Below are 20,898 nucleotides of genomic sequence, written 5' to 3' on the forward strand. Positions count from 1 at the left end.
CTCGCGCTCACCGAGCCACCTTCAGTTCGCGACTGCGGGGCTCGCAACCCCGGCTCACTCCTCGCGCTCACCGAGCCACCTCCTCGCTCCGCTTCAGTCACGTCGTCCATCCTCACGCCCGCAGATCACCGGCCGCGTCAAGCAGTTGGGCGACACCGGCGGCCCGGTCGGTCAGGTGCAACCGCAGCAGCGGCCGCTCCCGACCGGCGAGAGCCTGCCGGTCCCCGGCGGCCTGCGCCGCCTGCAACTCACCGAAGGTGTACGGCTTGCCCGGCACCGCAAGGTCCTCGGCGACCGCGCCGGTCACCTGGAGGTAGCTGCCCACCTGCGGGCCGCCCTTGTGGTACTGGCCCGTCGAGTGCAGGAACCGCGGACCCCAACCGAAGGTGACCGGCCGGCCGCCGGCCTGAGCCAGCAGCGACCGCAGCCGGGCCGCGTCGGCGTCGGCGAACCGGTCGAGGTACGCCATGACCGCGAGGTAACCGTCGTCGCCCAGCCCGTCGAGCAGCCAGCGCAGCACACCGGCCAGGTCCCCGGGGGCGCCCTGCGGGGCGTACACCTCGATCGCGCCCTCGGTGAACGACGGCGTCTCCGCCGGCAGGCCCGAGGCCAGGATCTTGTTGGTGTTCTCCTTGGACTCGGTCACGTTCGGCTGGTTGAACGGGTCGATGCCGAGCACCACGCCGGCCACCGCGGTGGCGTACTCCCAGGCCAGGAACTGCGCGCCGAGCGGGCCGTTGACGGCCACGTCCGGGGTGGCGCCGCCGCCCGGCACGTCACCGGGGGCCAGCGCGCCGCCGTAGCTGACCGTCAGCACGTCCGCGCCGGTGGCGCCGGGGCTCTGCGGAGACTCCACGACCACCGGCAGGATGCCCACCCCGGCCTTGCCCGTCGACTCGGCGATCAGCTGCTCGGCCCAGTCGCCGAGCCCGTCGATGCCGGTGCCGTCGGAGACCAGGGCGACCTTGTCCCGGGCCAGCGTGGCCGCGGCGCCCAGGGCGGCGCCCAGCGCGAGCGCCGGGTTGTTCTGGTCCGCGCCGAGCGACGTGGCCAGCGCGTCGGCCTGGTCGAGCAGCTCCGCGACCTCGACCCCGGCCAGCGCCGAGGGCACCAGACCGAATGCGGTGAGCGCCGAGTAGCGGCCGCCGACGTTCGGGTCGGCGAGCACTGTGAACGCGCCCATCTCGGCCGCGGTGGTCTCCAGCGGCGAACCCGGGTCGGTGACGACGACGAAGTGCCGGCCGGCCTCCGCCTCGGTCATCCCGGCGTCCAGGAACGCCTGCCAGTACGCACGCCGGTGGCTGTCGGTCTCCACCGTCGACCCGGACTTGCTGGCCACCACCACGACGGTGCGCTCCAGTCGGTCACCGAGCGCCGCCCGGACCTGGCCCGGGTCGGTGGTGTCCAGCACTGTCAACGGGCGACCCAGCGTCCGGGTGATCACCTCGGGCGCGAGCGACGAGCCGCCCATGCCGGCGAGCACCACATGATCCAGGTCGGCCAGCTCCGCGGTCAGCTCGGCCAACTGGACGAGCAGCTCACGGCTGCGCCGGTGGGTGTCCACCCAGCCCAGCCGGACCTTCGCCTCGGCCTCGGCGTCCGGACCCCACAGGCTCGCGTCCTTGCCCGCCAGCTTGCCCGGGACGCCGGCCTTGACCAGCGCGTCCCGGGTCGAGGCCGGCGCGGACTTGTCGACCGCGTCCGCGCCGTACACGGCGAGCCCGGCCGCTGCCTCCACCGGCCCCGCAAGAGGATCGGTCATGAGTTACCACCGACCTTGGCGGCCGTCTTGGCGTTGCCCTTGGCGGCCTTGTTCGGAGCACCCTTGCCCTTGGCGGCGGCGTCCAGCGACTTGCGCACCCCGTCGAGCAGCTCCTGCCAGCTGACCTCGAACTTCTCGACGCCCTCGCGCTCCAGGGTGGCGATCACGTCGTCCATGTCCACCCCGACCGACTCCAGGTCCGCGAAGACCTTCCGGGCCGCGTCGTAGGCGCCGGTGACGGTGTCACCGCGGGTCTCGCCATGATCGGCGTACGCGTCGACGACCGACTCCGGCATCGTGTTGACAGTGCCGGGGGCGATCAGCTCCTCGACGTAGATGGTGTCCCGGTAGTCCGGGTTCTTCGTCGAGGTGGACGCCCACAGCGGCCGCTGCGGGTGCGCGCCGGCCTTGGCGAGCGCCTTCCAGCGGTCCGAGGCGAACACCTTGCTGTAACGCTCGTACGCCAGCTGGGCGTTGGCGACGGCGGCCTTGCCACGGAGCGACTTGGCCTGTTCGGAGCCGATCTTCTCCAGCCTCTTGTCGACCTCGGCGTCGACCCGGGAGACGAAGAACGACGCCACCGAACCGATCTTCGACAGGTCGTGGCCGTTGGCCTTGGCCTGCTCCAGACCCGCGAGGAACGCCTCCATGACCGCCGAGTAACGATCCAGACCGAAGATCAGCGTGACGTTGACGCTGATCCCCTCGGCAAGCGTGTCGGTGATCGCCGACAGGCCCTCCTCGGTGGCCGGAATCTTGATGTAGAGGTTGGGCCGGTCGACAAGCCACCACAGCGCCTTGGCCTCGGCGACCGTCTTGTCCGCGTCGTGCGCGCTGCGCGGGTCCACCTCGATCGAGACCCGGCCGTCCACGCCGTCGCTGCCGTCGTACGACGGGCGCATCACGTCGCACGCCCATCGCACGTCGTACGTGGTGAGCATGCGCACTGCCTCTTCCACGTCCACGTCACGGATGGCGAGGTCGCGCAGCTGCCAGTTGTACTCGTCGGCGTCGCTCAGCGCCTTGGCGAAGATGGTCGGGTTGGTGGTGACACCCGCCACGTGCTTCTCGCGGCGGAGCTGGTCCAGCCCGCCGGAGCTCAGACGTACCCGGGAAAGATCGTCTAGCCAGACCGCCACGCCCGCGGCGGTCAGCTCATTCAGCTTGTCGGTCATGCCGTCCACGCTCCCTCAGTTGCCGGTCGTGAAACCGGTGATGTCGCCCACCCGGGCCAGCGAGGCGTGTGCCGCCGCCACGATCCGGTCACCGGTGAACCCGAACTGCTCGAAGAGCACGGTGTACGGGGCGCTCGCGCCGAAGTGCTCGATGCTGACGCTCTCGCCCAGGTCACCGACGATGCCGCGCCAGGACATCGCGATGCCCGCTTCCACGCTCACCCGTGCCTTTACCCCGCGGGGGAGCACCGATTCCCGGTACGCCTCATCCTGCTCGTAGAACCACTCCTGGCACGGCATCGAGACGACCCGGGTCGGGGTGCCGTCGGCCTCCAGCCGCTCCCGGGCGGTCAGGCAGAGCTGCACCTCGGAACCGGTGCCGACGATGATCACCTGAGGCTTGCCGTTGGACGCCTCGGCCAGCACGTAACCGCCCTTGGCCACACCCGCCACGTCGCCCAGGACGCTCCGGTCCAGGGTCGGGAGGGCCTGGCGGCTCAGCGCCATGGCCGTCGGCCGGTCGGTGTGCTCCAGCGCCTGCCGCCACGCCCAGGCGGTCTCGTTGGCGTCCGCCGGACGGACCACGTCCAGACCCGGGATGGCGCGCAGCGCGGTCAGGTGCTCCACCGGCTGGTGGGTCGGCCCGTCCTCGCCGAGACCGATCGAGTCGTGCGTCCAGACGTAGGTCACCGGCAGCTTCATCAGCGCGGCCAGCCGCACCGACGGACGCATGTAGTCGCTGAACACCAGGAACGTGCCGCCGTAGGGGCGGGTGCCGCCGTGCAGGGCGATGCCGTTGAGGATCGCGCCCATGGCGTGCTCACGGATGCCGAAGTGCAGCGTGCGGCCGTACTCGTGACCGGGGAAGTCCTTGGTGGCGTGCGCCGCCGGGATGAACGACGGCTCACCCTTCATCGTGGTGTTGTTGCTCTCGGCCAGGTCGGCCGAGCCGCCCCACAGCTCCGGGAGCACCGGCGCCAGGGCCTCCAGCACCTTGCCGGAGGCGGCCCGGGTGGCGACGCCCTTGGCGTCCGCCGGGAAGACCGGCAACGCGTTGGTCCAGCCATCCGGGAGTACGCGGCCGGCCAACCGCTCGTAGAGCGCGGTGCGCTCCGGGTTGGCCTTCTTCCAGGCGTCGAACGCTGTGGTCCACTCCTGCTCGGCGGCGTCGCCGCGCCCCATCACCGTGCGGGCGTGGCTGAGCACCTCCTCGTCGACCTGGAAGGTCTGCTCCGGGTCGAAGTCGAGGATCCGCTTGGTGGCCTTCACCTCGTCGGCGCCCAGCGCCGAACCGTGGATCTTGCCGGTGTTCTGCTTGTTGGGCGCGGGCCAGCCGATGATGGTGCGCAGCGCGATGAAGGAGGGGCGGGCGGTCTCCGCCTTGGCGGCCACCAGCGCCGCGTACAGCGCCTCGGCGTCCTCGTGATAGTCGCCCTGGTCAGCGTCGCCGCTGCGCCAGTCGACGGTCTGCACGTGCCAGCCGTACGCCTCGTAGCGGGCGGCGACGTCCTCGCTCTTGGCGATGCGGGTGTCGTCCTCGATGGAGATCTCGTTGTCGTCGTAGATCACCGTGAGGTTGCCCAGCTGCTGGTGCCCGGCGAGGGAGCTGACCTCGTGGCTGATGCCCTCCTCGATGTCACCGTCGGAGACGATGCACCAGATGTTGTGGTCGAAGACCGACGCGCCGGGCTCGGCCTCGGGGTCGAACAGGCCGCGCTCGCGGCGGGCCGCCATGGCCATGCCGACAGCGTTGCCCAGACCCTGCCCGAGCGGGCCGGTGGTGGTCTCCACGCCCGGCGTGTGCCCGTGCTCGGGGTGCCCCGGCGTCTGCGAGCCCCACTGCCGCAGCGACTTGAGGTCTTCCAGGCTCAGCGGGTAACCGGAGAGGAACAGCTGGATGTAGAGCGTCAGGCTGGAGTGCCCGGCGGAGAGGACGAACCGGTCACGGCCGGGCCAGTTCGGGTCGGCCGGGTTGTGCCGCATGACGCGGTTGAAGAGGAGGTACGCCGCGGGCGCGAGGCTCATCGCGGTGCCCGGGTGACCGTTGCCGGATTTCTCCACGGCGTCCATGGCCAGCACGCGGACGGTGTCGACGGCCCGGCGATCGAGGTCGGACCAGTTCAGTGCGGAGTGCTCGGGTCGTTTAACAGCCACGATGGTTGTGCTCCTCGGCAGATGGGCGGAACCCTCACCGATGACCTTATCGAGCGTCCCTAAACGTGCGCCCGGGGATCTGCGCATGGTGTGCGCTACGTGACCATCCGAATGCTCGGTTCAACCCGGTGGTGTGACGGCCCGCACCGTTGTCGGGTCGGCCGGGCAGCCAAAACGACGACGCGTAGTGTGTGGGGCGGTATGCGGACCCGAGCGGTCCCGACCAAATCCGATCTCCCCGTGCCCGATGCCGGAAGGTGGCAATCCGTGAGCATGATCACCGAGCGCCCCGCGAGCAACCCGGCCGGGCAACACCCGGCGCGGGCGGCCGAGGGCCCGGTGGCCCGGCGGGACGTACGCGCTGTCCTCTCGGCGTACGTGGCGCTCACCAAGCCGCGGATCGTCGAGTTGCTGCTGGTCACCACCATCCCGGCGATGATGCTCGCCGAGGGCGGGCTGCCGTCGCTGTGGCTGATGGCCATCGTGCTGATCGGCGGCTCGCTCGCCGCCGGCGCGGCCAGCGTTCTCAACTGCTACATCGACCGCGACATCGACCAGTTGATGCGGCGTACCAAGCGGCGGCCGCTGCCGGCGCACACGGTGACGCCGCGAAGCGCGTTGATCTTCGGTCTGGTGCTGGCGGCGGTGTCGGTGGCCCTGATGGCGGCGTTCACCAACCTGCTGGCCGCCGGGCTGACCCTCGCCGCGATCGCCTACTACGACCTCGTCTACACCCTGTGGCTCAAGCGCTCCACCCCGACGAACACCTTCTGGGGCGGCGCCTGCGGGGCGGCACCGGTGCTGATCGGGTGGGCGGCGGTGACCGGCTCGCTGGCGCCGGCCGCCTGGGGGCTCTTCGCGGTGGTCTTCTTCTGGCAGATGCCGCACTTCTACCCGCTCGCCATGAAGTACAAGGACGACTACGCCCGGGCCGGCATCCCGATGCTGCCGGTGGTGGCCTCGATCCGCCGGGTGAACGCCGAGATCCTGATCTTCGCGTGGCTCACAGTGCTCACCTCGCTGGCCGTCTGGCCGCTGGGGCTCAGCGCGATCTACGGGGTGCCGACCCTGGTGGTGGGGGCCATCTTCGTGGTCGAGGCACACCGGCTCTGCCGGCGCGCGACGCGCGGCGAGGCGGTCAAGCCGATGCGGCTGTTCCACTGGTCGACGACGTACCTGACGATCGTCTTCGTGGCCGTCGCGCTCGACGCGCTGATCTGACCCGTTCCGCACGGCCCTGCCCTGCTCTTGGCGCCCATGCGATGGCCTCGGCCCGTCGGCTGCTCCATTCGTCGGCCCTCGCGCTGTCCGTCGGTCCTCGTCTCGTGGTTCGGCCCGACGACGAACGCCGCCGATGATCTACGGACTAATCATGGACGTGGATGAGTTGTCCGGGTTTAACGTCACATCAGAGTAACTTTCGGCATGAGTCGGATCGGCTCAACCCGGGGCGGTTCGAGGGTGGTTTGCCGACGTGCTTTGAGCGTAAAAGTCGGTAAATAAACGGACGGCGAATCTGTGGTCATCCTTAAACCTGTAGGTAATTGGCATCACAAAAGGTTCATGGTTCTCGCACGACGGGGTGCAACTCTGCTTAGGCTTCGCGTCATGGCAGATGGTTCCGATACGACGCTGACGGCCGAGCAGACCGCCGGCGAGCAGACGCCCCAAGGCCTGGTCGCGGGTCTCAAGGCGTTCGCGGCCGGACACGGCGGCGCGAAGGCGGTCATCGAGTACGTCGGCAAGCGCGGCGCGCGGATCGTCCTGGTGGGTTCCGACGGTGAGTGGGGCGACCAGTTCGCCGACGACACCGTCACCGCCCGGGAGGCGTGCGCCAAGGCGGGAGTCACCGTCGAGAACGCCTGGGAGCGTGAACTGATGGACCAGATGCGTCCGAGCAACGACCTCTGGCGGTCGATGGCTCGCCGCACGATGGCCCGCTGAATAGACAGCTGAATTGACCACATATCACCAGTCGACCCGGGGGGAACCCCGGGTCGCTCTCGTCACCTGCGCCGACCTGGCCGACCTCGACCCGGACGACCGGCTGGTCCTCGCCCCGCTCGCCGCCCGTGGCGTCGCCGTCCAGACCGTCATCTGGGACGACCCTGACGTCGACTGGTCGTCCTACGACCTGGTCGTGCTCCGCTCACCCTGGGACTACGCGCTACGCCGCGACGAGTTCGTGTCCTGGGCGGCCACAGTGCCGACGCTGGTCAACCCGGCCGACGTGGTCCGCTGGAACACCGACAAGCGCTACCTCGCCGAGCTGAGCGCCGCCGGGGTGCCGACCGTGCCGACGTCGTGGATCGGGCCGGGGGAGAGCTGGCAGCTGCCCGCCGAGACCGGCGAGTACGTGCTCAAGCCCGCGGTCAGCGCCGGCAGCCAGGACACCGGCCGGTACGACCTGGCCGACCCGGAACACCGGGACCTGGCCGCCGCACACGTTCGTCGGCTCTCCGAGGCCGGCCGGGTCACCATGGTCCAGCCGTACCTGCGTGCCGTCGACACCGAGGGCGAGACCGCTCTGCTCTTCCTGGCCGGCCCGGAGGGGCTCGCGTTCAGCCACGCGATCCGCAAGGGCCCGATGCTGTCCGGGCCGGACCTTGGCCCGGACGGGCTCTACAAGGCCGAAGAGATCACCGCCCGCACCGCCCGCCCCGAACAGCTGGCGGTCGCCGAGCAGACCCTCGCGACGGTTCCCGGCGGCACCCGACAGCTGCTCTACGCCCGGGTCGACCTGATCCCCGGCCCGGACGGCGAACCGGTCCTGGTCGAGCTGGAGCTGACCGAGCCGTCGCTCTTCATCGGGTACGCGGACGGCGCCCCCGACCGCCTCGCCACCGCGATCACCACCTACCTGGCCCGCAACGCCTGACGCCCTCACCCCGCAGCGCCTGACGCCCTCCCAACGAGCGCCACCGCCAACGGCCGCCCGCGCGTTCCGCGCCAGAGGCAAGATCGCGCAACATCCTGGTGGTGGTGGCTTCCCGGCGTCTCGTGGCCACTACATCCTGGTTCAAGCGCGATCTTGGCGGACGTGGGCGCGCGAACCCGGGAAGTTGCGCAGATCTTGGCGCGGGGCGCGGGGCGGTCAGGCGGTGGCTGGTACCGGGACGGCGGCGTCGGTCGGGGTGGCCTGGGGGGCCGGCGTGACCGGGCGGCGTTCCCGGGTGGACCACTGCACCGACAGGGCGGCGAGCAGCACCAGGCAGGAGCCGAGCATGTGCGCGCCGACCAGGAGCGCCGGTACGTGGGTGAAGTACTGCACGAAGCCGATCAGGCCCTGACCCAACTCCACGGCGACCAGGATGATCGCGGCGCGAGTGGCCCGCTGCGCGCCGACGGCGCGGAACGCGAAGATCAGCGCCACCGAGAGACCGATCAGCAGGAAGACCCCGTCGGCGTGCACCTGCGAGATCGTCTCCGGGTCGAGCCCGTTGCGGGCGGCGCCGTGGTCGCCGGCGTGCGGGCCACTGCCGGTGACCCAGGTGCCGACGACCAGCACGGCGACGGTGACGCCGGTGGTGACCCGGGTCAGCGCGCGCAGCGGTGCGGGCACCGCGCCCACGGTCGGGCCGTCGGGGTCGCCGATGCGTCGCCAGAGGGCGTACGCGGCGGCGATCACCGCCATCGAGGCGAGGAAGTGCAGCCCGACCACCCACGGGTTGAGGTTGGTCAGCACGGTGATGCCACCGATCACTGCCTGGGCGGGAATGCCCAGGAAGACCGCCACGGCCAGTGCGAGGAGCCCGGGTCGGCGGGGCCGGTGCAGCAGTACGGCCAGCACGGTGGCCAGCGCGATGAGACCCACCGCGAAGGTCAGCATCCGGTTGCTGAACTCGATCACGCCGTACACGCCCATCTCGGGCGTGGTGACGTAGGAGTCGTCGGTGCACCGGGGCCAGGTGGGGCAGCCGAGGCCCGAGGCGGTCAACCGGACGGCCCCGCCGGTGACGACGATGCCCACGTTCGCGATGATCGAGGCGAGCGCGAGGCGGCGCAGCAGGATGCCGGAGACCGGACGGACGATTCGGTTCACGGCGCAAATCCTACGCACTGTAGTGATCGAGGTTCGTCCGACTCCGTCGGCTCGGTGGTTCGGATCACCGGGGCCCAGGTTTGCGACCCTCCGGGTAATTACGTAACGTTGGCGTTGTGAAAAACGCGGCGGCGCTCTCCGGGCACCAACCGACGGCCGTACCGGCCCTCGGTGCGCCTGCCTCCGCGCCTGCCGTGACCACGTCGGCCGGCCTCGACGGGCCGGCGGCTGCCGAGGTCTCCACCCGGGATCGGGTCACCCGGTTGCTGCTGGAGCAGGGTGCGACCACCGCCGCGCAGCTTGGCGCGGCGCTCGGGCTCAGCCCGGCGGCGATCCGCCGGCACCTCGACGCGATGCTCGCGGACGGTGACGTCTACGCCCGCGAGCAGACCGTGCAGGGCAGTCGCGGTCGGGGGCGCCCGGCCAAGGTGTTCCTGCTGACCGAGGCCGCCCGGGTCCGCTGTGGCACACACCACTACGACAACATGGCCACCGCCGCGTTGCGCTGGATCGCCCGCAGCGGCGGCTCGGGCGCAGTCGAGGCGTTCGCCACCGAGCAGGTCTCCGCTCTCGAATCCCGTTGTCGGACGGCCATGGAGGACGCCGGCGACGACCCTCTGGCTCGCGCCGAGGCACTCGCCGCGGCGCTCACCGCCGAGGGTTACGCTGCAAATGCGACCACGATCGCCTCCGGCGGCCAGCTCTGTCAGCACCACTGCCCGGTGGCGCACGTGGCCGCCGAGTTTCCTCAGCTGTGCGAGGCCGAGACCGCGGTTATCTCCCGTCTGGTCGGCACCCACGTGCAGCGTCTCGCCACCATCGCGCACGGCGACGGGGTGTGCACCACGCACATCCCGACTCAGCCGGGCCGCGCTCAATCAGGTAATCCCGTAACCACTGTGAGGACAGATAGATGACCGAGCAGATCGTCCAGCCCCTGACCCAGGAAGAGCAGCTCGCCGCCCTGGGCCGTTACGAGTACGGCTGGTCCGACCCGGACGCCGCCGGGGCGGTCGCCCAGCGCGGCATCAACGAGGCGGTGGTGCGGGACATCTCGGCCAAGAAGAACGAGCCGGCGTGGATGCTCGACCTGCGGCTGAAGGGCCTGCGGCTGTTCGGCCGTAAGCCGATGCCGGCCTGGGGCGCGGACCTCACCGGGATCGACTTCGACAACATCAAGTACTTCGTGCGGTCGACCGAGAAGCAGGCCACCAGCTGGGAGGACCTGCCCGAGGACATCAAGAACACCTACGACCGGCTGGGCATCCCGGAGGCGGAGAAGCAGCGGCTGGTCGCCGGCGTCGCGGCGCAGTACGAGTCGGAGGTCGTCTACCACAAGATCCGTGAGGACCTTGAGGAGCAGGGCGTCCTCTTCCTGGACACCGACACGGCGCTGCGCGAGCACGAGGACGTCTTCAAGGAGTACTTCGGCACGGTGATCCCGGTCGGCGACAACAAGTTCGCCGCGCTGAACACCTCCGTGTGGTCCGGCGGCTCGTTCATCTACGTGCCGAAGGGCGTGCGCGTGGACATCCCGCTGCAGGCCTACTTCCGGATCAACACGGAGAACATGGGCCAGTTCGAGCGGACGCTGATCATCGTCGACGAGGGCGCGTACGTGCACTACGTCGAGGGCTGCACCGCGCCGATGTACTCCTCCGACTCGCTGCACAGCGCGGTCGTGGAGATCATCGTCAAGAAGAACGCGCGCTGCCGCTACACGACCATCCAGAACTGGTCGAACAACGTCTACAACCTGGTCACCAAGCGCGCCGTCTGCCACGAGGGCGCGACCATGGAGTGGGTCGACGGCAACATCGGCTCCAAGGTGACCATGAAGTACCCGGCGGTCTACATGACCGGCGAGCACGCCAAGGGCGAGGTGCTCTCGGTGGCGATGGCCGGCGAGGGTCAGCACCAGGACGCCGGAGCCAAGATGGTGCACGCCGCGCCGCACACCTCCTCGAACATCATCTCCAAGTCGATCGCCCGTGGCGGCGGCCGCACCTCGTACCGGGGTCTGGTGCAGGTGCTGGAGGGTTCGCACCACAGCCGGAGCACTGTCAAGTGCGACGCGCTGCTGGTCGACACCATCTCCCGCTCGGACACCTACCCGTACGTCGACATCCGTGAGGACGACGTGTCGATGGGGCACGAGGCGACCGTCTCCAAGATCAGCGACGACCAGCTCTTCTACCTGATGAGCCGGGGCCTGAGCGAGGACGAGGCGATGGCCATGATCGTGCGCGGCTTCATCGAGCCGATCGCCAAGGAGCTCCCGATGGAGTACGCCCTGGAGCTCAACCGCCTGATCGAGCTTCAGATGGAGGGCGCGGTCGGCTGACGCCGCCCGCCCGCCGAGCACCTGACACCGTCGTCGTAGAACAGACCAAGGAAGAAATGACTACCCAGGCTTCCGCGCCGCCACCCAGCACCAAGTCGCAGGCGCTGCGCTCGTACGACGTCGCCGACTTCCCGGCCCTCACCGGCCTGGAGGAGGAGTGGCGTTTCACCCCGCTCAAGCGCCTCCGCGGCCTGATCACAGAGGCGTCGGCCGCGACCGGCGCGGTCCGACACGAGTACGGTGACCTGCCCGAGGGCGTCGCCATCACGCGGGTCGGCCGTGACGACGAGCGGGTCGGCAGCGTGCTGACCCCGGTCGACCGGGTCAGCGCGCTGGCCTACGGTGCCGCCGCGGACGCCCTGCTGCTGCGGGTGGCCCCCGACGTGGTGCTCGGCGAGGCGGTGCGGCTGCGGGTGGTCGGCGAGGGCGTCGAGCAGCCGGCGTTCGGTCACACCTTCGTCGAGGTGGGCCGGTTCGCCGAGGCGACGGTGGTGCTGGAGCACGTCGGGTCGGCCACCCTGGCCGACAACGTCGAGGTGGCCGTGGCCGACGGCGCGAAGCTGACGCTGGTCACGGTCGCCGACTGGGCCGACGACGCGGTCCAGGCCCAGCACCTGAAGATCAAGCTGGGCCGGGACGCCAGGGTCATCCACATCCAGGTCTCCCTGGGTGGCGATCTGGTCCGGCAGTTCACCAGCGTGGAGTACACCGGGCGCGGTGGCGAGGCCGAGCTGTACGGCGTGTACTTCGCCGACTCGGGCCAGCACCTGGAGCACCGGCAGCTTGTCGACCACAGCGTCCCGGACTGCCGCAGTTACGTCGGCTACCGGGGTGCCCTTCAGGGCGAGAGCGCGCACACCGTCTGGGTGGGCGACGTGCTCATCCGGGCCGAGGCGACCGGCACCGACACGTACGAGATCAACCGGAACCTGCTTCTCACCGACGGCGCACGGGCGGACTCCGTACCCAATCTGGAGATCGAGACCGGCGAGATCGCCGGCGCCGGCCACGCCAGCGCGACCGGCCGCTTCGATGACGAGCAGTTGTTCTACCTGATGGCCCGGGGCATCCCGGAGAGTGAGGCCCGCCGGCTGGTGGTCCGTGGTTTCTTCGCCGAGCTGATCAACAAGATCCCGGTGGAGTCGCTGCGCGAGAGCCTCGGCGACGCGATCGAGGCCCGGCTCACCAAGGCGGGCGCTTGATGATCCGCATCTGCTCCACCGAGGACGTGCCGAAGGGCACCGCGATCAGCGCGGACGTCGACGGCACGCCGATCGCCCTGGTGCACGGCGAGGACGGCGGCTTCTACGCCGCGTACGACGAGTGCTCGCACGCCTCGGTCGCGCTGTCCGAGGGTGAGGTCGATGGCTGCACGCTCGAGTGTTGGCTGCACGGCTCGCGCTTCGACCTGCGCACCGGCGAGCCGACCGGCCTGCCCGCCACCGAACCCGTCCCCGTCTACCCCGTCGAAGTCCGCGACGGCGACATCTACCTCAGCCTGACGCCGAGTAATGGAGTGACCCGATAATGAGCACCCTGGAGATCCGCGACCTGAAGGTGTCGGTCAAGCTGCCCGAGGGTGAGCTCAAGCCGATCCTGGCCGGCGTCGACCTGACCGTGAAGTCGGGCGAAACTCACGCGATCATGGGCCCGAACGGTTCCGGCAAGTCCACCCTGGCGTACTCGATCGCCGGTCACCCCAAGTATGAGATCACCGGTGGCACGGTGACCCTCGACGGCGAGGACGTGCTGGCCATGACGGTCGACGAGCGCGCCCGCGCCGGCCTCTTCCTGGCCATGCAGTACCCGGTCGAGGTGCCCGGCGTCTCGGTCGCGAACTTCCTGCGGACCGCGAAGACCGCCATCGACGGCGAGGCGCCGAAGCTCCGTACCTGGGGCGGCGAGCTGCGCGGCGCGATGGAGCGTCTCCAGATGGACCCGGCGTTCGCCCAGCGCAACGTCAACGAGGGCTTCTCCGGTGGCGAGAAGAAGCGGCACGAGATCGTCCAGCTGGAGCTGCTCAAGCCGAAGATCGCGATCCTCGACGAGACCGACTCCGGTCTCGACGTGGACGCGCTGCGCGTGGTCAGCGAGGGCGTCAACCGGGTCCGCGACAACGGTGACACCGGCGTGCTGCTGATCACCCACTACACCCGGATCCTGCGCTACATCAAGCCCGACTTCGTGCACGTCTTCGTGGCCGGCCGGATCGTCGAGCAGGGCGGCTCGGAGCTGGCCGACAAGCTCGAGGCCGAGGGCTACGAGCGGTACGCCGCCGGGGCCGGCACGGCCAAGGCCTGAGTGGGAGAGGCGCTGCCGAGATGACCAGCATCGCGATCCCTTCGGGGATGCCGCAGTACGACGACGTGCCGCGTTTCGACGTGGCCCGGGTGCGCGCCGACTTCCCGATCCTCGGTCGGGACATCAACGGGCACCCGCTGGTCTACCTCGACAGCGCCAACACCTCGCACAAACCCCGCCAGGTGCTCGACGTGCTCGACGAGCACTACGCGCGGCACAACGCCAACGTGTCGCGCTCGGTGCACACCCTGGGCACCGAGGCCACCGAGGCGTACGAGGGGGCGCGGGCGAAGATCGCCGCGTTCATTCACGCGCCGAGCACCGACGAGGTGGTGTTCACGAAGAACTCCACCGAGGCGATCAACATCGTGGCGTACGCCTTCTCGAACGCCTCGCTGCGCCCGGACGCCGACAGTCGTTTCCGGCTCGGTCCGGGCGACGAGGTGGTGATCTCCGAGATGGAGCACCACTCGAACATCGTCCCGTGGCAGTTGCTCTGTGAGCGGACCGGCGCGACCCTGCGCTGGTTCCCGGTCACCGACCAGGGGCGACTGGACGAGTCGGGCCTGGAGGATCTGGTCACCGAACGGACGAAGATCGTCTCGCTGGTGCACATGTCCAACATCCTCGGCACTGTCAACGCCACCTCCCGGATCACCGCGCGGGTCCGCGAGGTGGGCGCGCTGCTGCTGCTGGACTGCTCGCAGTCCGTGCCGCACCTGCCCATCGACGTGGTCGACCTGGACGCCGACTACATCGTCTTCACCGGCCACAAGATGTGCGGTCCGACCGGCATCGGTGTGCTCTGGGGTCGGGGTGAGCTGCTGGCGGCCATGCCGCCGGTCTTCGGCGGCGGCTCGATGATCGAGACGGTCACCATGGCCCGCTCGACGTTCGCCGCGCCACCGGCCCGCTTCGAGGCGGGCACCCCGCCGATCGCCGAGGCGGTCGCGCTCGGAGCGGCAGTCGACTACCTGACCGGTATCGGGATGCAGGCCATCCAGTGGCACGAGAAGGAGCTGACGGCGTACGCGCTGGACGCTCTTGGCTCGGTGCCGGACCTGCGGATCTTCGGTCCGACAGTGCCGGTGGGCCGGGGCGGCACCATCTCGTTCGCACTCGGTGACGTGCACCCGCACGACGTGGGTCAGGTGCTCGACTCGCTCGGCGTGCAGGTGCGGGTGGGCCACCACTGTGCCAAGCCGGTGTGCAGCCGGTTCGGCGTCCCGGCCATGACCCGGGCCTCGTTCTACCTCTACACCACCACCGAGGAGATCGACGCTCTGGTGGCCGGTCTGGAGCAGGTGCGGAAGGTGTTCGACTGATGCAACTCGACCAGCTCTACCAGGAGATCATCCTGGACCACTACAAGCGCCCTCACGGACGTGGCCTGCGCGACGCCGACGACTCGGGCGACCGGGTCGCGGAGGCGCACCACGTCAACCCCACCTGCGGTGACGAGGTCACCGTCCGGGTGGCCACCGACGGCACGGTGCTGCACGACATCTCGTACGACGGGATGGGCTGCTCGATCAGCCAGGCCTCGGCGAGCGTCCTGCACGAGTTGCTGCGTGGTCGCGGCGCCGGGGAAGCATTCGAGGTGCACGAGGCGTTCGTGGAGTTGATGTCCGGACGTGGCCAGGTCACGCCGAACGAGGACGTGCTCGGTGACGGGGTTGCCTTCGCGGGTGTGGCCCGTTACCCCGCCCGGGTCAAGTGCGCGCTGCTGCCGTGGATGGCGTTCAAGGACGCCGCGGCACGCGCCGGTGTGGGCTCGAGCCCGGAGGTGACGGCATGAGCGAGCGTCAGCGAGCGAATGACACAGTGGTGCCGTGTGGCACCACGAAGCGATGCGGAGGGACGGCATGAGCGAGAACACCGCTACTGAGGCGACGCCGGAGGCCGGTGACACCACGGTGGTGCCGCAGACCGACGCCGCGACGACCGATGGCACCGGTGACGCCGCCGCTCCTGCGGGCGGCGTCAGCAAGGCCATGATCGCCGACATCGAGGAGGCGATGAAGGACGTCGTCGACCCGGAGCTCGGCATCAACGTGGTCGACCTCGGCCTCGTGTACGGCGTCCACGTCGACGACGAGAACGTCGCCACCCTGGACATGACGCTCACCTCGGCGGCCTGCCCGCTGACCGACGTCATCGAGGACCAGACCCGGCAGGCGCTGACCACCGGCCCCGGCGGCGGCCTGGTCAACGACATCCGAATCAACTGGGTGTGGCTCCCGCCGTGGGGCCCCGACAAGATCACTGACGAGGGTCGGGACCAGCTCCGCTCCCTCGGTTTCAACGTCTGACCCGATCCCACGTCGTCGAGCGCGGTACCCGTCCGGGTGCCGCGCTCGACGCGTCTCCCAGGCCTGCGGGAAAGAGTATTGGAACGGATCGTTCCGGTCTGCTAGGCTGAGGTCTTCAAACGGAGCGGAATATTCCGCTTCGGTCGGCGGGTGAGGTAGCTCGCTGGAACCCGGCAGAGAGGGCAGGACGATGAGCGAGATCGCAACGGGGCAGTGGCGGACCGTGCTCGAAGAGGCGCACGCCGCGCTTCTGGCAACTGTCGAGGGGGTTCCGACCGACGCCTGGGAGCGACCCACCCCGTGCGAGCTGTGGGACGTCACCCAGGTGCTTCAGCACGCGACCGGCGACCAACTGGCCTTCGCGGCGGCGATCGACGGCGGGCCGGGGCCGGCGGAGGACCCGTTCGCGCCCTCCGGTCGGATCGACGGTGACAAGATCGCCCGCCTGCGCGCCGCCCTCGACGCGTCCGCCCGGGCCTGGAACGGTGTCGCCGACGACGACCCGGGGGTGCCCACGCCGCTACCCCAGGGCAAGCTGCCGGCCGAGGTCGGTGCCGTAGCGTGCGCTCTGGACGCGGCAGTGCACGCCTGGGACATCGCGGTGGCCACCGACCAGCCCTCCCCGCTCAGCGCCGACCTGGCCCGCCCCCTGCTGGTGGTGGCCCGGCAGATCGTCGAGCCGCTGCGGGCCTACGGCGCGTACGCCCCGGCCATCGACCCCGCCGCGGAGGCCGACGAGGTCGCCGCCCTTCTCGCCTACCTCGGTCGCGACCCGCAGTGGCCCGGAGTTCAGCTCTGATCGGTCGGCACGCCCCGAACAATCCAAGATCGTGCTCGATCATTGATGTCAACACCGTTGCGTTAGGCGGAGTGGCTGTTCGTCAACCCCGCCCCGCCTCGTCGATCATGAAGTTGTGGTGGGCAACAAAGCGGCCCGCACAGCACCAAATCAGGCACCACAACCCCATGATCGACGAAGCCGGGCTGTCCTGATGCCGCGATCTTGCACTTACTGTCCCGACGTAAGGGGCATTGCATTACTTTTCGGCGACCGAAAAGTGCAAGATCGGCGCGGGTGGGGCGCTCCTGGAGTCCGAACCTGGGTTTCGGAGTGCACGATCGCCCCTTGACCCAAGCAACCGATCGCCTTACGCAACGATGTTGTCATTGATGTAGTGGCCTCGGTGCGTCGCCGAGGCCACTACATCCTGGTTCGAGCGCGGGGCGCGGGGCGCGGGGAAATTCGGTGGCGGGGGCGCGGGTTCGGCGCGGAGGATGCGCGTGTGATTGAGGCGTACCCGAAGCAGGTTCCTGTCCGTGCGGCCACTGCCGTGCGTCGACAGCGCACCGTGCCCCGGTCCGCCTCGATCCCGCGCCCGCCGTCGTGAGCGGCGCGTTCCTGGCCGGTCTCGTGGCCGGCTACGGCGTCGCCATTCCGGTCGGCGCGATAGCGATTCTCATTCTGGGGCTCAGCGCCCGTACCTCGTTTCGGGTCGGTGCGGCCGCAGCGCTCGCTGTGGCGACGGCCGACGGGCTCTACGCGGTGGTGGCCGTGCTCGGCGGTGCCGGCCTGGCCGGGATCATCGCGCCGGTCGCCGGGCCACTGCGGGTGGTCGCCGCGGTGGTCCTGCTGGGTCTCGCCGGGCACGGCCTGTGGCGGACGTGGTCCGCACACCGCTCGCAGCGGCCGCCGACGGCACGCGACGGTGGGGGCATGAGCACTCCGGGGCGGGCCTACGCGGCGCTGCTCGGGTTGACACTGCTGAACCCGATGACGGTGCTCTACTTCACCGCGTTGGTGCTCGGCCGTCGGGACACTGCCGACTCGGGCATGGTCCCGGCGGCGCTCTTCGTGGCCGGGGTTCTCCTGGCGTCGGCGAGCTGGCAACTGGTCATCGCAGGCGGTGGCACCGTGGTTGGCCGGGCGGTGACCGGGCCGCGGGGGCGGCTGGTCACCGGCCTCGTCTCCAGCGCGCTCATCGCCGCGCTGGCGGTGGTCGCGCTACTGCCAGGCTGAACGGTCACGGCAACCATCCGGCGGCCCAGTCAGCCGGCCGAGGTCCGACCGCGCCGGGCCGGCGGTGTCGCCTGGTGTCCCTGCGGGGCCCACGGGTCGCCCGGGGGCCCGGGTGGGTTCGCTGTGCCGTACGGTCGGGCGATGACCAGTCGACCCGCAGCCGGCGGAGGCCGATGGGTCGAGGTCGACCCGGCCCGCGTCGGCCGCTGGGTCGAGGGCTTCGCCGACCGGCACGGCCCGCCCAGCGCCAGCGCCCAGGAGTACGGTTTGCTGCTCGCCGCCGCGGACGGGGCAACCGCCGAGCTGTACTCCCCGCCGGGTGCGCCGGCCGGCGGGGATGTGGCCGGGTTCGTGGCGTCTGCCGTCCTGCCCCGCCGCATCGGCCTGCTGCTGGCCCGCAAGGGCGCGGTGGCGCTCGGGGTGGCCGAGGGCGCCGACCTCGTCGTCTCCAAGGTGGACACCCGGTACGTGCAGGGGCGCACCGCTGCGGGGGGATGGTCGCAGCACCGGTTCGCCCGCCGACGCGACAACCAGGCGAAGGCTGCGCTGGGTGACGCGGCGGACCTGGCCGTACGGCTGCTGTTGCCGGAGGCGTCGAAGCTGGCGGCCCTCGTCTGCGGCGGTGACCGGCGGGCGGTGGACGGGGTGCTGGCCGACCGGCGGTTGACCCCGCTCGTGCCGCTGCGGGCGGAGCGGCTGCTCGACGTGCCGGAGCCCCGGCACGCGGTGCTGGTCGCGGCGGTGGGTGCGGCCCGGGCGGTACGGATCCTGGTGCGTGACCCCGACTGACCTCGGCCTGCGCCGGGGGTGTGGGAGGGGAGACGATCGCCACCCAGAACGGGGTTCGCGGCATGCTGCCCGGCCAGCGGCCGGAGGATGAGCGCGTGGAGTTTCTGGTTGACATGGTGACGACGGTGCCGCAGGGAACGTCTGAGGACGGCGTCGGCGACATGCGTGCGCGAGAGGCGGCGCGTTCGGCCGAGCTGACGGCCCAGGGCAGTCTCCTGCGGCTGTGGCGGCCGCCGCTGGCGCCGGGGGAGTGGCGTACGTGGGGGCTCTTCCAGGCCGACGACGCCGATCAGTTGGAAGCCGTGCTCGCGTCGATGCCGCTGCGTGCCTGGCGGCGCGAGACCGTGACGCCGTTGACGCCGCACCCGAACGACCCGGGTCAGCCGCCTCGCTGAGCCTGCGAGGGCACGCCGGCTCGACAGGCACGCCATGGAACACGTCAGTCAGCAGGGAGATCATCATGTCCGAGGCGCAGATTCTGCGTACCGTCCTCGACCGGTGGAAATCGGCTGTCGACGCCCACGAGCCCGATCGGGTCGCGGCGTGCTTCACCGACGACGCGATCTTTCAGGGGTTGCAGCCGTACACGGTCGGTCCTGCCGGCGTCGCCGCGTACTACGCCGGACAGCCGCTCGGCCTGACCGCCGCGTACGACATCCGGGAGATCCGCCGTCTCGCCGACGACGTGGTCCTCGGCTACCTGGAGGTGGAGTTCGGCTTCACCGACCGGCCGGCCCTGATCGTCAACCTCGGCGTGCTCCTGCGGCGGGTCGACGACGACTGGCTCATCGGCCACTACCAGGTCTCGCGGCTCAGCTGACCCGGGAGCTCCGGCAGGAATGACGATCGTGGCAGGCCCGCCGAGGGGGCCTGCCACGATCTCGGCGCGAGGTCAGAGCTGGTCGGTGCCGAAGGTGTCGCAGGTCTTCGGGTCGCCGCGGTCGTAGCCCTGGGTGAACCAGCGCTTGCGCTGCTCGGACGTGCCGTGGGTGAACTGGTCGGGGTTGACGCGCCCGCCGGAGCGCTCCTGGATGCTGTCGTCGCCGATCGCCTCGGCGGCCTGCACGGCCTCGCTGATGTCGGTCTGGGTGATGGACGTGAACAGTGGTTCCTGGCCGGTCTTGTCCTTGCTCTCGGTGGCGTGCTTGGCCCAGGCGCCGGCGTAGCAGTCGGCCTGCAACTCCAGCCGTACGGAGGCGGAGCGGGGGCCGCTCTGGTCGCCCTGGCCGGCCTTGGCGTTGGTGCCGAGCAGGTTCTGGATGTGGTGTCCGTACTCGTGGGCGAGCACGTACGGCTGGGCGAACTCGCCCTTGGCGCCGAACCGGGAGGCCAGCTCGTCGTAGAAGCTCAGGTCGATGTACACCTGCTTGTCGGCGGGGCAGTAGAACGGGCCGACGCCCGAGTCGGCCTGCCCGCAGCCGGTGCTCACGGCGGCCTGGAAGAAGTTGGTGTCGGTCGCCTCGTACTTTCCGTTGCCCAGCTCCGGGTACGCCTTCTGCCAGTACGCCTGGATGCTGTTGACGTAGAGCAGGTTGCGGCAGCGTGCATCGTCGAGACGGTCGGGGTTCGCGGTGGAGCACGCCTGCTCCAGATCGCTGCCCCCGGCCTGGCCGCCCTCGTCGCCATTGGTCATGGCGTTGAGACCGAACCCGCCGCCGAGCAGCGCGACGAGCACGGCCACCACGATGCCGATGATGCCGCCCCGGCCGCCACCGCCGGGGATGGGAATGCCCATGCCGCCGCCCGACCCGCCACTACCCCGTCCCAGGTCGTTGGCCTGGGAGGTGTCGAGCTCGGCCCGCTCGTTGAGTTCCATGGTGACCCCGATCGCCGTATGCCGGTGAGTGTCTTTTGTGTGTCGTTTCGTTCATCGAGTGCCGGACGGGGTCCGGACAGGCGTTCCGGTACCCGATGATCTTGGTTGGTAATCCGGGCGGGCCGTCCGGGAGCGCCCGGTACACTTGTCGGGTGCTGCGCTGCGAAGGCTGAACCGCCCCGCGCC

General features: G+C 70.2%; 21 protein-coding genes. 16 read left to right on the forward strand and 5 right to left on the reverse strand.

The window, feature by feature from the left end:
- Nucleotides 1–112: 112 nt before the first annotated feature.
- From ABZS40_RS31635 to tkt, 3 genes are read right to left on the reverse strand one after another with little or no spacing between them, the layout of a single operon-like run.
- On the reverse strand, nt 113–1,762 hold the full coding sequence (locus tag ABZS40_RS31635) for a glucose-6-phosphate isomerase (RefSeq protein ID WP_354947645.1): 1,650 nt from the start codon (nt 1,760–1,762) through the stop codon (nt 113–115).
- Nucleotides 1,759–2,937: a transaldolase gene (gene tal / locus ABZS40_RS31640; protein WP_354947647.1), complete on the reverse strand. Its 1,179-nt coding sequence runs from the start codon at nt 2,935–2,937 to the stop codon at nt 1,759–1,761. The genes ABZS40_RS31635 and tal overlap by 4 nt, the downstream gene beginning before the upstream one ends.
- Before the next feature lie 15 nt (nt 2,938–2,952).
- Nucleotides 2,953–5,091, reverse strand: a complete 2,139-nt coding sequence (gene tkt, locus ABZS40_RS31645; protein WP_354947649.1) for a transketolase — start codon at nt 5,089–5,091, stop codon at nt 2,953–2,955.
- Nucleotides 5,092–5,358: 267 nt separating this feature from the next.
- Between tkt and ABZS40_RS31650 the strand changes: the two genes are divergently transcribed.
- The 3 genes from ABZS40_RS31650 (at nt 5,359) to ABZS40_RS31660 (ending at nt 7,969) form a co-directional block, all read left to right on the forward strand.
- Entirely contained in the window at nt 5,359–6,312 is a 954-nt protein-coding gene (locus tag ABZS40_RS31650; protein ID WP_354947651.1) for a heme o synthase, read from the forward strand.
- Between the two features lie 387 nt (nt 6,313–6,699).
- The gene (locus ABZS40_RS31655; RefSeq protein WP_088949242.1) at nt 6,700–7,035 is read left to right on the forward strand and encodes a hypothetical protein; all 336 of its coding nucleotides are present in this window, start codon (nt 6,700–6,702) and stop codon (nt 7,033–7,035) included.
- A 13-nt stretch (nt 7,036–7,048) separates the two neighbouring features.
- Nucleotides 7,049–7,969, forward strand: a complete 921-nt coding sequence (locus ABZS40_RS31660; protein ID WP_354947653.1) for a hypothetical protein — start codon at nt 7,049–7,051, stop codon at nt 7,967–7,969.
- Between the two features lie 216 nt (nt 7,970–8,185).
- Here the strand turns inward: ABZS40_RS31660 and ABZS40_RS31665 are convergent, their stop codons facing one another.
- The gene (locus tag ABZS40_RS31665) at nt 8,186–9,133 is read right to left on the reverse strand and encodes a COX15/CtaA family protein (RefSeq protein WP_354947655.1); all 948 of its coding nucleotides are present in this window, start codon (nt 9,131–9,133) and stop codon (nt 8,186–8,188) included.
- A gap of 194 nt (nt 9,134–9,327) precedes the next feature.
- Here ABZS40_RS31665 and ABZS40_RS31670 point away from each other — a divergent pair, with 194 nt between their 5' ends.
- The 13 genes from ABZS40_RS31670 (at nt 9,328) to ABZS40_RS31730 (ending at nt 19,716) form a co-directional block, all read left to right on the forward strand.
- Nucleotides 9,328–10,050: an ArsR family transcriptional regulator gene (locus ABZS40_RS31670; RefSeq protein ID WP_354947726.1), complete on the forward strand. Its 723-nt coding sequence runs from the start codon at nt 9,328–9,330 to the stop codon at nt 10,048–10,050.
- Entirely contained in the window at nt 10,047–11,477 is a 1,431-nt protein-coding gene (gene sufB / locus ABZS40_RS31675; protein ID WP_354947657.1) for a Fe-S cluster assembly protein SufB, read from the forward strand. The genes ABZS40_RS31670 and sufB overlap by 4 nt, the downstream gene beginning before the upstream one ends.
- A gap of 56 nt (nt 11,478–11,533) precedes the next feature.
- Entirely contained in the window at nt 11,534–12,679 is a 1,146-nt protein-coding gene (gene sufD, locus ABZS40_RS31680) for a Fe-S cluster assembly protein SufD (protein WP_354947659.1), read from the forward strand.
- A complete protein-coding gene (locus ABZS40_RS31685) occupies nt 12,679–13,005 on the forward strand; it encodes a non-heme iron oxygenase ferredoxin subunit (RefSeq protein ID WP_091403693.1) in 327 nt (108 codons plus the stop codon). The genes sufD and ABZS40_RS31685 overlap by 1 nt, the downstream gene beginning before the upstream one ends.
- Nucleotides 13,005–13,778 (forward strand): Fe-S cluster assembly ATPase SufC, encoded by a 774-nt coding sequence (sufC, locus tag ABZS40_RS31690; protein ID WP_354947661.1) that lies wholly within the window; start codon nt 13,005–13,007, stop codon nt 13,776–13,778. The genes ABZS40_RS31685 and sufC overlap by 1 nt, the downstream gene beginning before the upstream one ends.
- 20 nt (nt 13,779–13,798) lie before the next feature.
- Complete coding sequence (locus ABZS40_RS31695; protein WP_354947663.1) at nt 13,799–15,103, forward strand: cysteine desulfurase; 1,305 nt, start codon at nt 13,799–13,801, stop codon at nt 15,101–15,103.
- Nucleotides 15,103–15,576, forward strand: a complete 474-nt coding sequence (sufU, locus tag ABZS40_RS31700; protein WP_354947665.1) for a Fe-S cluster assembly sulfur transfer protein SufU — start codon at nt 15,103–15,105, stop codon at nt 15,574–15,576. Before ABZS40_RS31695 ends, sufU begins: the two co-directional genes overlap by 1 nt.
- A gap of 67 nt (nt 15,577–15,643) precedes the next feature.
- Nucleotides 15,644–16,090, forward strand: a complete 447-nt coding sequence (locus ABZS40_RS31705) for a metal-sulfur cluster assembly factor (RefSeq protein ID WP_124821554.1) — start codon at nt 15,644–15,646, stop codon at nt 16,088–16,090.
- Between the two features lie 190 nt (nt 16,091–16,280).
- A complete protein-coding gene (locus ABZS40_RS31710) occupies nt 16,281–16,889 on the forward strand; it encodes a TIGR03086 family metal-binding protein (protein WP_354947667.1) in 609 nt (202 codons plus the stop codon).
- A 585-nt stretch (nt 16,890–17,474) separates the two neighbouring features.
- Nucleotides 17,475–18,107, forward strand: coding sequence for a LysE family transporter (locus ABZS40_RS31715; RefSeq protein WP_354947669.1), 633 nt, complete (start codon nt 17,475–17,477; stop codon nt 18,105–18,107).
- Nucleotides 18,108–18,248: 141 nt separating this feature from the next.
- Nucleotides 18,249–18,896 (forward strand): acVLRF1 family peptidyl-tRNA hydrolase, encoded by a 648-nt coding sequence (locus ABZS40_RS31720; protein ID WP_354947671.1) that lies wholly within the window; start codon nt 18,249–18,251, stop codon nt 18,894–18,896.
- A gap of 95 nt (nt 18,897–18,991) precedes the next feature.
- A complete protein-coding gene (locus ABZS40_RS31725; protein WP_354947673.1) occupies nt 18,992–19,291 on the forward strand; it encodes a muconolactone Delta-isomerase family protein in 300 nt (99 codons plus the stop codon).
- Nucleotides 19,292–19,356: 65 nt separating this feature from the next.
- On the forward strand, nt 19,357–19,716 hold the full coding sequence (locus ABZS40_RS31730; protein WP_354947675.1) for a hypothetical protein: 360 nt from the start codon (nt 19,357–19,359) through the stop codon (nt 19,714–19,716).
- A 72-nt stretch (nt 19,717–19,788) separates the two neighbouring features.
- Here the strand turns inward: ABZS40_RS31730 and ABZS40_RS31735 are convergent, their stop codons facing one another.
- Nucleotides 19,789–20,712: a neutral zinc metallopeptidase gene (locus ABZS40_RS31735; RefSeq protein ID WP_354947677.1), complete on the reverse strand. Its 924-nt coding sequence runs from the start codon at nt 20,710–20,712 to the stop codon at nt 19,789–19,791.
- Nucleotides 20,713–20,898 lie beyond the last annotated feature (186 nt).

The organism is Micromonospora sp. NPDC005324, from assembly GCF_040607155.1.
Taxonomy (GTDB): Bacteria; Actinomycetota; Actinomycetes; order Mycobacteriales; family Micromonosporaceae; genus Micromonospora; species Micromonospora trifolii.

Coding starts and splice junctions, on each gene's coding strand:
- ABZS40_RS31730 (WP_354947675.1), top strand. CDS start 19,357: ATGTCCGAGGCGCAGATTCTGCGTACCGTCCTCGACCGGTGGAAATCG.
- sufU (WP_354947665.1), top strand. CDS start 15,103: ATGCAACTCGACCAGCTCTACCAGGAGATCATCCTGGACCACTACAAG.
- ABZS40_RS31695 (WP_354947663.1), top strand. CDS start 13,799: ATGACCAGCATCGCGATCCCTTCGGGGATGCCGCAGTACGACGACGTG.
- ABZS40_RS31705 (WP_124821554.1), top strand. CDS start 15,644: ATGAGCGAGAACACCGCTACTGAGGCGACGCCGGAGGCCGGTGACACC.
- ABZS40_RS31685 (WP_091403693.1), top strand. CDS start 12,679: ATGATCCGCATCTGCTCCACCGAGGACGTGCCGAAGGGCACCGCGATC.
- sufD (WP_354947659.1), top strand. CDS start 11,534: ATGACTACCCAGGCTTCCGCGCCGCCACCCAGCACCAAGTCGCAGGCG.
- ABZS40_RS31710 (WP_354947667.1), top strand. CDS start 16,281: ATGAGCGAGATCGCAACGGGGCAGTGGCGGACCGTGCTCGAAGAGGCG.
- sufC (WP_354947661.1), top strand. CDS start 13,005: ATGAGCACCCTGGAGATCCGCGACCTGAAGGTGTCGGTCAAGCTGCCC.
- sufB (WP_354947657.1), top strand. CDS start 10,047: ATGACCGAGCAGATCGTCCAGCCCCTGACCCAGGAAGAGCAGCTCGCC.
- tal (WP_354947647.1), bottom strand. CDS start 2,937: ATGACCGACAAGCTGAATGAGCTGACCGCCGCGGGCGTGGCGGTCTGG.
- ABZS40_RS31635 (WP_354947645.1), bottom strand. CDS start 1,762: ATGACCGATCCTCTTGCGGGGCCGGTGGAGGCAGCGGCCGGGCTCGCC.
- ABZS40_RS31720 (WP_354947671.1), top strand. CDS start 18,249: ATGACCAGTCGACCCGCAGCCGGCGGAGGCCGATGGGTCGAGGTCGAC.
- ABZS40_RS31735 (WP_354947677.1), bottom strand. CDS start 20,712: ATGGAACTCAACGAGCGGGCCGAGCTCGACACCTCCCAGGCCAACGAC.
- ABZS40_RS31655 (WP_088949242.1), top strand. CDS start 6,700: ATGGCAGATGGTTCCGATACGACGCTGACGGCCGAGCAGACCGCCGGC.